At 69.6% G+C, this 15,797-nt stretch carries 11 protein-coding genes and 1 tRNA gene; 3 read left to right on the plus strand and 9 right to left on the minus strand.

Annotation, left to right across the window (positions count from 1 at the left end; translation table 11 throughout):
- Window positions 1-8: 8 nt before the first annotated feature.
- The 4 genes from ACGFK0_RS25785 to polA all read right to left on the minus strand — a co-directional run bounded on the left by ACGFK0_RS25785 (window position 9) and on the right by polA (window position 8,369).
- Window positions 9-1,973, minus strand: a complete 1,965-nt coding sequence (locus ACGFK0_RS25785; RefSeq protein ID WP_392909039.1) for an endonuclease/exonuclease/phosphatase family protein — start codon at window positions 1,971-1,973, stop codon at window positions 9-11.
- A gap of 313 nt (window positions 1,974-2,286) precedes the next feature.
- The gene (gene rpsA / locus ACGFK0_RS25790; RefSeq protein ID WP_392909041.1) at window positions 2,287-3,792 is read right to left on the minus strand and encodes a 30S ribosomal protein S1; all 1,506 of its coding nucleotides are present in this window, start codon (window positions 3,790-3,792) and stop codon (window positions 2,287-2,289) included.
- Between the two features lie 249 nt (window positions 3,793-4,041).
- The gene (locus tag ACGFK0_RS25795; RefSeq protein ID WP_392909043.1) at window positions 4,042-5,157 is read right to left on the minus strand and encodes a polysaccharide deacetylase family protein; all 1,116 of its coding nucleotides are present in this window, start codon (window positions 5,155-5,157) and stop codon (window positions 4,042-4,044) included.
- 521 nt (window positions 5,158-5,678) lie between these two features.
- Complete coding sequence (polA, locus tag ACGFK0_RS25800; RefSeq protein ID WP_392909045.1) at window positions 5,679-8,369, minus strand: DNA polymerase I; 2,691 nt, start codon at window positions 8,367-8,369, stop codon at window positions 5,679-5,681.
- Between the two features lie 75 nt (window positions 8,370-8,444).
- Here polA and ACGFK0_RS25805 point away from each other — a divergent pair, with 75 nt between their 5' ends.
- Both ACGFK0_RS25805 and ACGFK0_RS25810 read left to right on the plus strand, forming a co-directional pair.
- Window positions 8,445-8,849: a PaaI family thioesterase gene (locus ACGFK0_RS25805; protein ID WP_392909265.1), complete on the plus strand. Its 405-nt coding sequence runs from the start codon at window positions 8,445-8,447 to the stop codon at window positions 8,847-8,849.
- 320 nt (window positions 8,850-9,169) lie between these two features.
- Window positions 9,170-10,435, plus strand: coding sequence for an ABC transporter substrate-binding protein (locus ACGFK0_RS25810; RefSeq protein WP_392909047.1), 1,266 nt, complete (start codon window positions 9,170-9,172; stop codon window positions 10,433-10,435).
- Between the two features lie 246 nt (window positions 10,436-10,681).
- Here the strand turns inward: ACGFK0_RS25810 and ACGFK0_RS25815 are convergent, their stop codons facing one another.
- From ACGFK0_RS25815 to ACGFK0_RS25835, 5 genes are all read right to left on the minus strand, one after another.
- On the minus strand, window positions 10,682-11,446 hold the full coding sequence (locus ACGFK0_RS25815; RefSeq protein WP_392909049.1) for an ABC transporter ATP-binding protein: 765 nt from the start codon (window positions 11,444-11,446) through the stop codon (window positions 10,682-10,684).
- A 3-nt stretch (window positions 11,447-11,449) separates the two neighbouring features.
- Window positions 11,450-12,238 (minus strand): ABC transporter ATP-binding protein, encoded by a 789-nt coding sequence (locus ACGFK0_RS25820; RefSeq protein ID WP_392909267.1) that lies wholly within the window; start codon window positions 12,236-12,238, stop codon window positions 11,450-11,452.
- A gap of 148 nt (window positions 12,239-12,386) precedes the next feature.
- A complete protein-coding gene (locus ACGFK0_RS25825; protein ID WP_392909051.1) occupies window positions 12,387-13,379 on the minus strand; it encodes a branched-chain amino acid ABC transporter permease in 993 nt (330 codons plus the stop codon).
- Between the two features lie 12 nt (window positions 13,380-13,391).
- Window positions 13,392-14,699 carry a branched-chain amino acid ABC transporter permease gene (locus tag ACGFK0_RS25830; protein WP_392909053.1) on the minus strand — a complete coding sequence of 436 codons (1,308 nt, stop codon included), beginning with the start codon at window positions 14,697-14,699 and terminating at the stop codon, window positions 13,392-13,394.
- 122 nt (window positions 14,700-14,821) lie between these two features.
- Window positions 14,822-15,424 carry an ANTAR domain-containing response regulator gene (locus ACGFK0_RS25835; RefSeq protein WP_392909055.1) on the minus strand — a complete coding sequence of 201 codons (603 nt, stop codon included), beginning with the start codon at window positions 15,422-15,424 and terminating at the stop codon, window positions 14,822-14,824.
- Between the two features lie 78 nt (window positions 15,425-15,502).
- On the opposite strand from ACGFK0_RS25835, the gene ACGFK0_RS25840 reads away from it, so the two are divergent.
- Window positions 15,503-15,576, plus strand: a tRNA-Leu gene (locus tag ACGFK0_RS25840).
- Window positions 15,577-15,797: the final 221 nt, after the last annotated feature.

A 15,797-nucleotide genomic window follows, 5' to 3' on the forward strand; every position in this document is an offset into this window, starting at 1 on the left:
GGGTCTGCTCAGCGCCCGATCCGGATGGTCACCGCGACCGGGTAGTGGTCGGAGGCCTCCGAGGCCGGCACGTTGTACTCGGTGACGAGGATGCCGTCCGACCCGAAGATCCAGTCGGTGCGGGCGCCGTCGGACCTGGTGGGGGACGAGTCGTTGCCGATCGCGGTGCTGCGCAGGTCCGTGCCGTCGGTCATCGCCGCCAGTTCCGGGCTGCCCGGCCCGGCGTTGAAGTCGCCGCCGATCAGGGTGCGGGGCGCGCCGCCCCAGGCCCGCAGCAGCGCCGCGATCGAGCGGACCCGCTCGTCGGACTGGTCCTCGCCGCCCTCCAGGTGCGTCGACCACACGTCCATCGTGGTGCCGCCGACGCCGAGCCGCGCCCACACGTAGCCGCGGATCTGCGACCAGTCGCCGCGCGGCCACCGGCCCGTCCCCGAACTGCGCACCGGCAGCGACGTCAGGATCGCGTTGCCGAACTGGCCGTCGGCGGCGGGGCCCCAGATCAGCTTCATGCCGAGGCGCCGCGACAGCCACACGCCGACGTCGGCGGTGCCCGACAGCAGCGACCCGCGGCTGGCCTCCTGCAGCAGGACGACCTGCGCGCGCTGCTCCTCGATGACGCGGGCGATGCCCTCCGGGTCGAGGCGGCCGGCCTGGTTGACCGCGTCGTGGATGTTGTAGCTGAGCACCCGGACATGCCCCGGCACTGGCCCCGCCTGCGCCTTCCCGTCCGGCGCGGCCACCGAGAACACCAGGGTGCCGGCCAGCAGGGCGAGCGCGGCGGCGCCGGCGGTGAGGGCGCGCAGCGGCGCGCGGGCGGGCAGCGGGCCGCCGCGGGCCGAGGCGATGGCGGCGAGCGCGCCGAGCGCGATCCCGGCGAGGCCGGGCAGCAGATTGTTCGGGAACGGCAGCGGTGAGACGGCGCTGACCTGGTACGGGACGAGGATCGCGGCGATCAGCAGGCCGCCGAGCGCGGCGCCGGCGTCCACCCGCCACACCGGCCCGCCGGTGCCGGCGCGCCGCAGCGGCGCACGGCACGCCACCGCCAGCAGCCACGCCGACAGCACCTGCCCGAGGATCACGATGGGCACGACCTCGATGCCGGAGATCGCGTAGGTCCCGGCGACGGCGCCGGCGCCGACCCCGAGGACGGTGCCGCCGAGCACGCACACACCGCCCGGCACCGCCCGGACGGCGAGGCCGGACGCGAGGAACGCCAGCGCGAGGCCCTGCCCGACGACGATCGTGACGTGCGCGGCCGTCAGCGACTGCCAGCCGGACGACGCCACGAACGCGGGGCTGGACAGCACGAGGATCTGCAGCGCCAGGAACGGCCCGAACGCGGCCGCGCCGAGCGCGTCCCGCCAGGACACCCCGGGCGCGGTGACCGGCCCGGACGCCGTCTCCCGGTAGAGCGCGGCGGCTCCGACGCCGACGAACGCCAGGCACGCCAGCCACGGCCCGACGCCGTCACGCCACACGGGGTCCCAGGTGGCGAAGCACATCCGCACCGCGGCGTCGATCGACAGGCCCGCGACGGTGGCGGTGGCGAACCCGACGCCGGACAGGCCGCGGGCGCCCTCGTACAGCGCCGCGACGGCGATCATGCCGATGGCGGTGCCGGCGAACGCCAGCCAGGTGCGCGGGTCGATGGCCTGCGCGAGCAGCCGGACGGCGAACAGGCCGCCGACCGCGGCGAGCAGCAGGCCGCGGGGGCCGACGGCTCGGCGGATCAGCGGCGAGGTGAACCCGGCGAGGTACACGACCAGCACTCCGCCGGCGGCGGCCGCGATGCCGGTCTGGTCGGCGAAATGGTCGAGCTGGGGCAGCGAGAACCGCAGTGTCTGCGCGAGGACCGCGACGGTGACCGCGATCAGCGCGAGCCTGGCGGGGCCCTGCGGGACGATGGAGGGCCCGGACGCGGCGGGGCCGCCGGTCCTGGCGCCGGCGTCTGTGCTGGCGTCTGTGCTGGCCAATTGAACGAGTGCTCCCGGGGACGAGCGGACCTGCGGGACGGGTGAGCGCTTCGGGGGCGACGGGTCACACGGGCACCGCCGGAGTCACGTGGCCGTCCGACATCATGGTGACGTAACCGAAGCACGGCCGGAGGCCGATCCCGAAAGATCGTTCTCCGGCCGTGTCGAGGATATCGGGCGACCTCCGCACCCGGGCGGTCTGGCCTTCCGGGGCATGCGCCGCCGGTGCGGCGGACCGTCACCGGGTTTCCTTCCTCCGGCGTTCCGGGCGCGGATCGCGTCCGCACGCGGCCCGCCGGAGGAAGGGACGGGCCTACTGGCCGCCGGAGAGCTTCTCCCGCAGCGCCGCGAGAGCCTCGTCGGTGGCCAGTGCGCCACCGGTCGTCTCGCTCTCGCCGCCGCCGGAGTAGGAGGTCTCGCCACCGCCACCGCCGCCACCGCCGGCGGCACCGCTGCTCGCGGGCTCGGCACCGGCCTCGGCCTCGGCCTTGCGGGCCTCCTCGATCTGCTTGCGGTGGGCGTCGAAGCGGGACCGGGCCTCGGCGTACTGCCGCTCCCAGGTCTCACGCTGCTCGTCGAAGCCCTCCAGCCATTCGCCGGTGTCGGCGTCGAAGCCCTCGGGGTACTTGTAGTTGCCCTGGTCGTCGTACTCGGCGGGCATGCCGTACAGCGTCGGGTCGAAGTCCTCTTCCTCGACGCCGGCGGCGCCCTCGTTGGCCTGCTTGAGCGACAGGCTGATGCGGCGCCGGTCGAGGTCGATGTCGATGATCTTCACGAAGATCTCGTCGCCGACCTGCACGACCTGCTCGGGGATCTCCACGTGACGCTCGGCCAGCTCGGAGATGTGCACCAGGCCCTCGATGCCCTCCTCGACGCGGACGAACGCACCGAACGGCACCAGCTTGGTGACGCGTCCCGGGACGACCTGCCCGATCTGGTGGGTGCGGGCGAACTGCTGCCACGGGTCTTCCTGCGTCGCCTTGAGCGACAGCGAGACCCGCTCGCGCTCCATGTCGACGTCCAGGACCTCGACCGTGACCTCCTGGCCCACCTCGACGACCTCGGACGGGTGGTCGATGTGCTTCCAGGACAGTTCGGAGACGTGCACCAGCCCGTCGACGCCGCCGAGGTCGACGAACGCGCCGAAGTTGACGATCGAGGACACGACGCCCTTGCGGACCTGGCCCTTCTGCAGCGTGTTGAGGAAGGTCTGGCGGACCTCGCTCTGCGTCTGCTCCAGCCAGGCGCGGCGGGACAGCACCACGTTGTTGCGGTTCTTGTCCAGCTCGATGATCTTGGCCTCGAGCTCGCGGCCGACATACGGCTGCAGGTCGCGGACCCGGCGCATCTCGACCAGCGACGCTGGCAGGAAGCCCCGCAGGCCGATGTCGAGGATCAGGCCGCCCTTGACGACCTCGATGACCGTGCCGGTGACGATGCCGTCCTCGTCCTTGATCTTCTCGATCGTGCCCCAGGCGCGCTCGTACTGGGCGCGCTTCTTGGACAGGATCAGCCGGCCCTCCTTGTCCTCCTTCTGGAGGACGAGGGCCTCGACGTGGTCTCCGGTGGAGACGACCTCGTTCGGGTCGACGTCATGCTTGATGGACAGCTCACGCGAGGGAATGACGCCCTCGGTCTTGTAGCCGATGTCGAGGAGGACCTCGTCACGATCGACCTTGACGACAGTGCCTTCGACAATGTCGCCGTCGTTGAAGTACTTGATGGTCTCATCGATCGCGGCGAGGAAGGCTTCCTCGGACCCGATGTCGTTGACCGCTACCTGCGGGGTGGTCGAGGTGGCCTCGGTGCTGCTCGTCATGTGTCGGCTGGCTCCGGTACGGACAGTGAAGTCGTATGGGTTCTGCGCGGAGGGCCGTTTTCCGCCCTGCCGAGGACCGGAAGGGAACGCGGACCATGCCGCGTCAGTACACCGAACCGTTGTCGCCGACCTGACCGAGCGCGAGCCTGCTCCGTCCGAAGCGCGCGCAGGCCCACAGCGCAGCGATCAGGATATGGGACCAATCTCCCGTGGTCAATCCAGCCTCGGGCGAGTCGCGCGGCCCGGCCGTCAGTACGTCCGCGCACGGCCCCGGTACTCCTTGGCCAGACGGTACTCGGCCGCCTTGGGAAACGTCACGGTGTTCGGGTCTCCGTCAGATGTGTACCGCTCATGCGGGTTCTTGTCCAGCTGTTCGAGCCACGCGGTGGAGCAGTACTTCTTGCAGTCGTTCTCCGCGATCTTGCCTTCGGATCGGATCCGGTTGATCTCCCACCGGTCGAATTCCTCGTCGAACGGCGACGCCGACGGCCGCCAGCCGGCGACGAAGTTGCCCTGGAAGCCGTATCTGCCGTCCGCCTTCTCGGCCCACGCGAGCTTCTCCGGCAGGGCCCCGTACGGGTACGCCAGCGTGGTCGTGTGCCGCCCGGTCAGCTGGACGACCCGGTCCTCGATCTCCCCGATCTCCTCTCGCACCTCCTTCTGGGACATGCCGGAGAGGTTGGGGTGGTTCATCGTGTGGTTGCCGAGCTCGTACCCGTGCTGCTGGAGCCATTTCAGCGCGGTCGCCGCCTGCGCGTCCTCCATCCCGAACAGCTCCCTGGTCATGAAGAACGTCGCGACCGGCCGGAAGCCGGGGTTCTCCGCCGCGACACGCTGGATGATCGCCACGGCGGTGCCGCCCTTCGGCCGCCCCTGCGGGTCCAGCGCGAAATGATCGGGGGTGCCGTCGTCGAACGTCAGCACGACGGGGTGCTTGCCGGCCGGGACGTTGAACCGCCCGCCGACGAACTCCGCGGCCGTGATCGGGCAGTAGCCGTCCTTGGCGAGCCGTGTCAGCTCGTCGTACAGCTCTTTGGCCGACCGGTCCAGCGGCCGCTCGGGCTTCTCAACGATCCGGTGGTACATCAGCACCGGCACCTGGCCGAGCTCGTTCGCCTTGGCCGCCGCCGCCCCGGGCGCCGCCGCCCGGATCGGCGCGCTCGCCGACACCGACGGCGACCCGCTCCCGGGAGCGGGCGTGGCCCCCGCTTTGGCCGGGCGCGCGGTGGGCGTCGTCTTGGACGCGGCCCCGGCCCGCTCGGCCGCGTCCTCCTTGTCGCGCCCCCGCCGGTCCCCTGGGAGCGTCAGTCCCAGGACCACGGCGCAGACGATCACGACTCCAGCGATCTTGTGAAGCAGAGGCACGCTACCCCCCGCCGGTCGACCCCAACAGGAACCGGGGACAGCGTACGGGTCCCCGGACATCTACGGACACCCACTCCCGTACCCGCATGATCCCCACACCCCACCCCCGCCCCGCCCCACATCCCACCAAGTCGTATTTACTCAGGGGCAGCATTCACCCAGAGACCGCATTCACTCAGCGGCCGGTGTCCTCAGGAGCCGGTGTCCTCAGAAGCCCATGTCCTCACGAGTCGGCGTCCTCAGAAGTCCGGGTCCTCAGAGGCCGGTGTCCTCGGAGGTCCGTGTCCTCAAGGGCCGGTGTCGGCCGTCGGGTTCCCAGCCGCGCCCGACCACCCCAGCCGCCACCGCAACCACGCAACGACCAAAACCGTCGCGATCGCGTCCGAAGGCAGGTTTCGAGCCTGCGAGAAACCTGATCGCGCAGCGAGCCGCCAGGCGAGCCGAAGCGATGCAGCGATCGCACCGCAGTTCCCGCCGAAGGAGGGCCCCCAGGGCCCGACCGCCAAGGGAAATGCAAGAAACTAATGCGCTGCTTCCTGCCAGGTGCGGCCCGTGCCCATGGAGACGCCGAGTGGGGCTCGGAGGTCGTAGGCTCCGGCCATCTCGGTGCTCACCAGGGACTTGAGGTCGTCGAGTTCGCCGGCGGCGACTTCGAAGACGAGCTCGTCGTGGACCTGGAGGAGCATCCGGGACGCCAGGCCGGCGGCGCGGAGGGCGCGGTCGACGTTGAGGCCGGCGACCTTGATGATGTCGGCCGCCGATCCCTGGATGGGGGCGTTGAGCGCCATCCGCTCGGCCATCTCGCGGCGCTGCCGGTTGTCGGAGTTGAGGTCGGGCAGGTAGCGGCGGCGGCCGAGGATCGTCTCGGTGTAGCCGTCCTGCCTGGCCTTGGCGACGATGTCGCGCAGGTAGTCGCGGACACCGCCGAACTGCTCGAAGTACTCCTCCATGAGGCCGCGGGCCTCGTCGGGGGAGATCCGCAGCTGCTGCGAGAGCCCGTACGCCGACAGGCCGTAGGCGAGGCCGTAGTTCATCGCCTTGATGCGGGCGCGCAGTTCGGAGTCGATCTGCTCGGGCGGCAGCCCGAACACGCGGGACGCGGTGATGGTGTGGAAGTCGGCGCCGGTGCCGAACGCGTCCAGGAGCGCCTCGTCCTCCGACAGGTGCGCCATGATGCGCAGCTCGATCTGCGAGTAGTCGGCCGTCAGGAGCGACTCGTAGGGCGCGCCCACGACGAACGCCTCGCGGATCTGGCGGCCTTCGGCGGTGCGGATCGGGATGTTCTGCAGGTTCGGGTCGGTGGACGACAGCCGGCCCGTCGCGGCGATCATCTGGTTGAACGTGGTGTGGATGCGGCCGGCGTCGTCGGCCATCGGGATGAGGGAGTCGACGATGCTCTTGAGCTTGGCGACCTCCCGCCAGCGCAGGATGTGGTCGAGGACGGGGTGCGGGTCCTTCTCCGCGAGGTTCGTCAGGGCCTCGGAGTCGGTGGTGTAGCCGGTCTTGGTGCGCTTGGTCTTCGGCAGGTTCAGCTCGTCGAACAGGACCTGCTGCACCTGCTTGGGCGATCCGAGGTTGAATTCGCGGCCGACGGCCGAGTGGGCCAGTTGCTCCTGCTCCTTGACCTGGCCGCCGAGGGACGCGGACATCTCCGCGAGATGGCCGGTGTCGACCGCGATTCCGGCGCGCTCCATGTCGGCCAGGACGCGGACGAGCGGCAACTCCACCTCGTGCAGCAGCCGGGTCGCGCCGCGCTTGTCGAGATCCTTGTCGAGGACGTCGGCCAGCTCGGTGACGGCGCGCGCGCGGACCGCGAGGGCCTGCGCCGCCTCCACCTCGCCGGAGCCGTCGAGGGTGAGCTGCCCCGTTTCCTCGGTCTCGCTGCGCAGCTCGCGGTGCAGGTAGCGCAGGGCGAGGTCGGCCAGGTCGAACGTCCGCTGCCCCGGCAGTGCCAGGTAGGCGGCGAGCGCGGTGTCGCTGGTGACGCCCTCCAGCGTCATGCCGCGGGCCGCGAACGCCAGCATCGGCCCCTTGGCCTCGTGGATCGCCTTGGGACGCGCGGCCTCGGCGAGGTAGGCGGCCAGGGCGCGCTCGTCGTCCTCGATCAGCTCGGCCGGGTCGAGATGAACGGCCGGCCCCTTCTTGGACGCCAGGGCCAGCGCGGTGATCTCACCGGTTCCGCGGCCCCAGGAGCCGGTGACGGCGATGCCGAGCCGGTCGCCGGCGTTGGTCTCCAGCCAGGCGCCGAGGGCGCCGGGTTCCAGTGCGTCCACCTCGACGTCGAAGCCTTCGTCGGCCTCCGGCTCGGCCGCCGACAGCGTCGCGTACAGCCGCTCGCGCAGCACCCGGAACTGCAGCGAGTCGAACAGGGTGTGGATCTCCTCGCGGTCCCACTGGCCCATCGTCAGCTGCGGCGGCGTCAGCTCCAGCCCGACCTCGGTGTCGAGCTTGTTGATCTGGTGGTTGCGCAGCACCCCGGCGAGGTGCTCGCGCAGGTTGTCGCCCGCCTTGCCCTTGATCTCCTCCACCCGGTCGACGAGGGTGCCGAGGTCGCCGTACTTGGCCAGCCACTTGGCGGCGGTCTTCGGGCCGACGCCGGGCACGCCGGGCAGGTTGTCGCTGCTCTCCCCCACCAGCGCGGCCAGTTCCCGGTACCGCTCGGGCGGGACGCCGTACTTCGCCTCGACGGCGCCCGGGTCCATCCGCGACAGCTCCGACACGCCGCGGATGGGGTAAAGGATCGTGACGTCGTCGTTGACGAGCTGGAACGCGTCCCGGTCGCCGGTGACGATCAGCGTCTCCAGGCCGGCCTGCGTGGCCTGGACCGACAGCGTGGCGATGATGTCGTCCGCCTCGAACCCGGCGACCGACAGCCGCGGGATGCGCAGCGCGTCCAGCACCTCGAAGATCAGGCTGACCTGGCTGCGGAACTCGTCCGGCGTCTTCTGCCGGCCCGCCTTGTACTCCACGTACTGCTCGTGCCGGAACGTCGGCTCGGAGCGGTCGAACGCCACCGCGATATGGGTGGGCCGCTCGTCCCGCATGACGTTGATGAGCATCGAGGTGAAGCCGTACACGGCGTTGGTCGGCTGCCCGTCGGTCGTGGAGAAGTTCTCCACGGGCAACGCGAAGAACGCCCGGTAGGCCAGAGAATGCCCGTCGAGCAGGAGAAGCCGGTCACGCTTGTCAGGGGTCGCTGCTGTCGTCGCCACACCAGGACTCTAGTCTGCGCGTACGACAGTTTTGTGGAGGCGTAAGTGACTGACAACCCCGGGACGCAGCCCGCCGTGAATCCCGCCGGCTCCGGACCGGACGCGTACGGCGACCTGGGCAAGGCCATGGGCATCGAGTGCCTGGAGGCCTCGCCCGAACGCGTCGTGGGCCGCATGCCCGTCAAGGGCAACACCCAGCCGTTCGGGCTCCTGCACGGCGGCGCGTCGTGCGTTCTGGCCGAGTCGATCGGGTCGACCGGCGCGGCGCTGCACGCCGGCGCCGGCCGCATCGCCGTCGGCATCGAGATCAACGCCACCCACCACCGGTCCGCGACCGAGGGGTACGTCACCGGTGTGGCGACCCGCACCCACGGCGGCCGCACCCTCGCCACCTACGACATCGTGATCACCGACGACGAGGGCCGGCGGGTCTGCACCGCGCGGCTCACCTGCATGCTGCGGGACGCGCCCGGCGGCTGATCCGCGCTTTCTTTGCGATGCGCGCCCCCCGGTCTGTACCGTGGATCGGAACGGCCCGGGATCACCGAGTAGACAACGTACGCGCCCGGGGAAGGTTCGTACGGCCCCAAAGGTGATCCCGGGCCCCTTTCGGACGCGGAGCCGCCGATGCCGGGCGGCATTCCACGCGGCGCGCGGCATTTCACGAAACGGTCACATCAGATCACGACTCGGCCGCAACCCCGACACCCGCCTCCCCCTGAACTGCCTGGTCAAGTAGCCTCCGTGGCACTGTACAAAACGGACACAAAGTGACAGTCCACGGACAGCTGGAGATGCCCATGCAAGGCGGCAGAAGGTTCCGCACCTTGGCACTTACCGCCGTGACCGCGCTCGCCCTAGCGGCTTGCGGCGGCGGCGACGGCGACGGCGACAAGAAGACCAACGCCGGCGCGAACAGCAAGGACGGGGTGCTCAAGCTCGGCTACATCTTCCCGGAGAGCGGCGAGCTGGCCCACCTCGGCCCGCCCCAGGTCTCGGCGGCCAAGTACGCCATCTCCGAGATCAACAAGGCCGGCGGCGTCCTCGGCAAGCCGATGCCCGAAGTGGTCGGGTCCGACGAGGGCGGCAAGGCCGAGATCGCCAACGCGTCGGTCGACCGGCTGCTGGGCCAGAACGTCGACGGGATCGTCGGCGCGGCCGCCTCCGGCATGTCCCTCGCCATCCTCGACAAGGTGAAGAGCGCCCGCAAGGTGCAGTGCTCGGGTTCCAACACCGCGCCGACGTTCACCGCCTACAAGGACGACGGCTACTACTTCCGCACCGCACCGAGCGACGTGCTCCAGGGGCCGATCCTCGCCGACACCATCACCGGTGACGGCCACTCCACCGTCGCCATCACCTACCGCGGCGACGACTACGGCAAGGGCCTGGCCGACGCGACCAAGAAGGCGCTGGAGGCGGTCGGCGCCACCGTGCCGGTGATGGAGGCCTACGAGCCGAACACCACCAACTTCAACGCCACGGTCACCAAGGTCCGGGACGCCAAGCCGGACGCGGTCGTCATGGTCTCGTTCCAGGAGGGCGCCCAGCTGGGCACCAAGCTCATCGAGGCCGGCTTCAAGGCGAACCAGTTCTACAGCGCCGACGGCATGAAGGACGAGGAGATGGCCCAGCGCTTCTCCAAGAGCGACCCCTCGGTCATCGAAGGCTTCAAGGGCACCGGTCCCGCCTCCGTCGAGAACAAGGCGTTCACCGACGGCCTGAAGGCGTTCGACCCCAAGCTGGAGGTCTTCCAGTACGCACCGCAGGTCTACGACTGCGTCACCGTCATGGCCCTGGCGGCCGAGACCGCCAAGACCGACGACCCGGCGGTCTTCAAGACCAAGATGAACGAGGTCACCAAGGGCGGCGAGAAGTGCACCACCTTCACGCAGTGCCGTGACCTGATCAAGCAGGGCAAGGACATCGACTACGACGGTGCCAGCGGCCCGCTCGACTTCACCGAGCCCGGCGAGCCCGGCTCCACGGAGATCGAGATCTACGAGTACAACGACAAGGGCAAGTTCGAGATCATCGACACGGTCCAGAGCAAGCCGGTGAGCTGACCTCACAGCAGCGCGAATCGGAAAGGAGGGGCGGGGTTTCCCGCCCCTCCTTTCCGTGTCACCCGGGCGCGGCGGGCCCGCCCCGGCGGTCCGGCGAACCGCTGAACGCCCCTATACCGGTGATCTCCCATACCGGGCACACGAACGAGGAGGGCCCGGCCTGCAGGCCGGGCCCTCCTCGTTCGTCCTGCCACGTCGCCCCCGTCCCGGTCCGCTCCGGCGCACCGGCGCGGACCGGGCGGCGGGTCAGTCGACCTTGGCGAGAGTGCCGAGATACAGCTCGATGACCTTCGGGTCGTGCAGCAGCTCGGCGCCGGTGCCCGTGTAGGCGTTGCGCCCCTGGTCGAGCACATATCCGCGGTCGGAGATCTGCAGGCAGCGACTCGCGTTCTGCTCCACCATCACGATCGACACACCGCTGGTGTTGATCTGCTTGACCTGCTCGAAGACCTGGTCCTGGAACTTGGGCGACAGCCCGGCCGTCGGCTCGTCGAGCATCAGCACCGACGGGTCCATCATCAGTGCGCGGCCCATCGCCACCATCTGACGCTCACCGCCCGACAGCGCGCCGGCCTTCTGCTTGCGCCGCTCGCCCAGCAGCGGGAACATTTCGCAGACGAACGTGAAGCGCTCGTTCCACATCTTCGGCCGCAGGTACAGCCCCATCTCCAGGTTCTCCTCGACGCTGAGCGTGGGGAACACGTTCTGCGTCTGCGGCACGTACCCGATCCCCCGCGACACCAGTTCGTGCGCGGTGAGGTTCGTGCAGGAGGAGCCCTTCAGCCGGATCGACCCCGAACGAACCGGGATCAGCCCGAACATCGTCTTGACCAGCGTCGACTTACCCGCGCCGTTCGGCCCGATCACCGCCACGACCTCCCCCTCCGCGAGGGTGAGGTCGCAGCCGTTGAGGATGTTGACCTCGGGGATGTACCCGGAGACCACCTTCTCCGCCACCAGCAGCGGCTCCGGAGCCTTCTGCTCCGCCGCCTGCGCGTCCGTCTCGGTCATCCTCTACTCCTCCGCCTCCAGCTCGTGCCTGGTTCCAAGGTAGGCGTCGATGACCGTCCGATTGGAACGGATCTGGTCCGGCGTGCCCTCGGCGATCACCTGTCCCTGCGCCATGCACACGATCCAGTCGCTGATCCCCATGACCACGTCCATGTCGTGCTCCACGAACAGGACGGTCATGCCCTCGTCGCGCAACGCCCGGACGTGCCCGAGCAGCGACTGGGTCAGCGCCGGGTTCACGCCGGCCATGGGCTCGTCCAGCATCACCATCGACGGGCCCACCATCAGCGCGCGCGCCATCTCCAGCAGCTTGCGCTGGCCGCCCGACAGCTCACCGGCGAACGAATCGCGCATGTGCGCCAGCTTGAACCGGTCCAGGAGCTCCAGGGCCCGCTTCTCCAGCCCCTTTTCCTGCGGACGCCAGAGAGCCGGGACCAGCGCGTTGAAGAAGTTCTCACCGCGCTGGCCGACCGCCGCCAGCTTCATGTTGTCCAGCACGGTCAGCCGGGTCAGCGCCTTGGTCAGCTGGAACGTCCGCACCATCCCGCGCCTGGCCATCTTGTGGGCGGGGAGCCCCGCCACCGGGCGGCCGTCGAACGACCACGTGCCTCCATTGGCCCGGTCGAACCCGGTCAGCACGTTGAACAGCGTCGTCTTCCCCGCACCGTTCGGGCCGATCAGGGAGGTGATCGTCCCGCGCTGGACCTCCAGGTGGCCGACGTCGACCGCCTTCAGCCCGCCGAACGCCCGGCTCACCTCGTCGGCGACGAGAATCGGGTCCGGCTTGGCCATCCCCGGCTCGCCGGTGAGCCCGGCCAGCGGTGACTCGTCCGGCAGGACCGTCTCCTCCACCGCCTCCTCGGCCAGCTGCCTGGCCTCGACGATCTCGCTGTCGCCCAGCTCGGCGCCGTCTGCGCCGTCGCCCTGCGCGCCCATCGGCTCATCGGTCATGGAGCAACATCTCCCTCCTGCTGCCGAGCACGCCCTGCGGCCGGTAGATCATGATCAACATGAGCAGCAGTCCCACCACCGCGAAACGCAGCGGGCCGATGTCCGAAGACTCCAGAATGCTGTCGGAGATGTATCCCGCGCTGAGCGCCTGACGCAGCGTGGTGTCCATCAACACCAGGATGAACCAGAAGATCGACGCACCGACGATCGGCCCGAGCACCCGCCCGGCCCCGCCCATCAGCAGCACCGTCCACAGGAAGAACGTGATCTCGGGGTTGAAGGTGTCCGGCTGCACCGACTGGAAGCCGATCGCGAACATCACGCCCGCCAGCCCACCGATCACACCACCGAGCACCAGGCTCTGGATCTTGTAGCCGAAGACGTTCTTGCCCAGGGCGCGCACGGCGTCCTCGTCCTCGCGGATTCCCTTGAGGATCCGGCCCCACGGGCTGTGCACCAGCAGGTACACCATGAGCGCCACCACCGCGACCAGCGCCCAGCCCAAGGTCATCACCCACAGGTCGCGGTCGGAGTAGGAGAACCGCCCCACCCCGTACGAGCCCGCCGGAAACGGATTGAGTTCGAAGAACGGGTTCGCGAACTGCTGCAGCCCGTACACGCTGCCGGTCACCTCGTTGGCGAACTCCGCCCGGTAGACCAAACGCATGATCTCCGCTGCCGCGATCGTCACGATCGCCAGATAGTCGCCCCGCAATCGCAGGGTCGGAATGCCCAGCAGCAACGCCAGTACCGCCGCGCACGCCATGCCGACCAGCACGCCGACCCACATCGACCAGCCGAACGTGCTCACGCTGATCGCCAGGCCGTACGCCCCGACCAGCATGAAGCCCACCTGCCCGAAGTTGAGCAGGCCCGTGTAGCCGAAGTGCACGTTGAGGCCGATGGCCGCCAGCGCGTACACCGCCGCCTCCGGTGCGAACGCCCCGCGCAGCGAGGCCGCGAGAATCTCGATGAAGTCCATGTCCCGCGCCCCCTATCCGACTCGTTCCGCGCGGCCCAGGATCCCCTGAGGCCGGAACATGAGCACGAGAATGAGCACCACCAGCGCCCAGGCGTTCTGCAGCTCCACCGGGAGCCACAGCGTGGACACCTGCGCCACGATCCCCACGACCAGGCTGCCCGCGATCGCACCGTACGCGGTGCCCAGCCCGCCGAGGATCACGGCCGCGAACATCAACAGCAGCAATCGGAACCCCATGTTGAAGGAGACGTTCTCACTGACGCCGTAGAACACGCCGCCGAGCGCCGCCAGGCCGCCGGCCAGCATCCACACGTAAAGGATCACCCGGGAGACGTCGATCCCCGAGGACTCCGCGAGATCACGGTTGTCGGACACCGCGCGCATCGCCTTCCCGATGCGTGTGCGCTGCAGCCCGAGCCCCACCGCGAACAGCACCGCGAAGGAGATGCCGATGATCGTCAGATCCCTGGGCGTGATCGACAGCGGACCCCAGGTCAGCCGCTCCTGGATCTGGTAGTCGGCGTAGGGCTGGGCGGTCGCGCCGAACCAGACCTGAATCCCGTGCCGGAGCAGCAGCGCCAGGCCGATCGAGACGATGAACATCTGGATCAGCGCCACCCCGCGCCGCCGCAGGGGCCGCCAGATGCCCCGCTCGACCGCGCCTCCGATGCCGACCCCGGCCGCCACCGCCACCAGGGTCGCCGGGATCAGCTGCCAGGTCGGCCCCTGCACGTTCACGAACCAGGCGATCACCGCGCCGAGCGTCACCAGCTCGCCGTGGGCGAAGTTCACCAGCCGCGTGGTGCCGAAGATCAATGACAGGCCGACCGACGTGATCGCGATGATGGCGCCGAACCGCAGGCCCTCCAGCAGCAGCTGGAGGAACCGCTCACCCGTGCCCGGTCCCGTGTCGGCCGGCTGGGCGTCCGGACCGCCGTCCGTTCCCCCGCCGGCCTGGCCTTCGGCGACGAGCGGGAACAGCACGCTCCGCTCCTGGCCCTCGGTCACGGAGATGTCGGTGAGCGACTCGCCTCCCTGGCGGCGCATGACCATCCCCTGCGGAAGGGATCCGACGTCGAGGCTGACGTCGTAGCGCCCGGGTCCGGGGACCTCGACACGCCACGTCCCGTCGGCCCCGGTCGTGGCCTCGCCGACCTCCTTCTCGCCCTGCTTGACCATGATCACGATATCCGCGACCGGTTTACGGTCGGGACCTCGCACCGTGCCTGCCAATGCCTCGCCCTCAGCCGCGAACGCCGCTGGGGTGACCAGCAGGATCGCGGCGAGCGCGAGCAGGGCGGCCGCCAGTGTTCGGCGCACACAGGCTCCTTTACTCGCACATCAGGAATGTGTGGCGAGCGTAGCGAAGCGCCGATCGGCGGTACCCTGCGACAGCGGAGTCGTGAACGAATCGTTCGCAGAACGTGACAGAACGGACTGCATTAGCCCACGTCAGGACGTTCCCGTTGGCGAGAGAGCTCCTCCACGACGGTATCGGCCACGGCACGCATCGTCAGCCGACGGTCCATCGAGGCCTTCTGGATCCACCGGAACGCCTCCGGCTCGGACCATCCGTTGGCCTCCTGCAGCAGCCCCTTGGCGCGATCCACCACCTTGCGGGTCTCCAGCCGCTCCTGCAGCCCCGCGACCTCCGCCTCCAGCGCCCGCAGCTCGGTGTACCGGCTCACCGCCATCTCGATCGCGGGCGCGAGGTCGGTCTTGGAGAACGGCTTGACCAGATAGGCCATCGCCCCCGCGTCCGTGGCCCGCTGGACGAGTTCGCGCTGGGAGAACGCGGTGAGGATCACCACCGGCGCGATCCGGTCCGCCGAGATGCGCTCGGCGGCGGAGATCCCGTCCAGTACCGGCATCTTGACGTCGAGTATCACGAGGTCGGGTTTCAGCTCACCCGCCAGCCGCACGGCCGTCTCGCCGTCCCCGGCCTCCCCGACGACCTCGTAGCCGTCCTCCTGAAGCATCTCCTTCAGGTCCAGCCTGATCAGGGCCTCGTCTTCCGCGATCACAACCCGCCGCGCGCTCTCCACACCCCGACCCTACCGAAACCCGCTACCCTGGACCGAGGCCACCCCCACAGCAGCACAAAACGGACAATTGAAACAGATGCCCCGATACCCCAACAGGCAGAGGGAATGTGCTCAAACCACATCAAGTGTGGGTTCGAATCCCACTCGGGGCACATGTATCGAATGCCGTCCAGTCGGGCGGTGTTTGATCTCAGCGGGGGCGTAATCGCTCACCCCAGGTCCTGCCGAGGGTGATGCCCAGCTCGCTGCAGTGACTGGCAAGCGATGGCGGCGACCAGCGGCCGCGTTCTGTCGGATCGGACCGACATCATCACCGTATGGATACGGAGAAGAGCCGAGAGTCGGCACGCCTTCGGATGGGCGCCGCACGATC

Origin of the sequence: Spirillospora sp. NPDC048823 (assembly GCF_043198445.1) — a bacterium.
Lineage (GTDB): Bacteria > Actinomycetota > Actinomycetes > Streptosporangiales > Streptosporangiaceae > Spirillospora.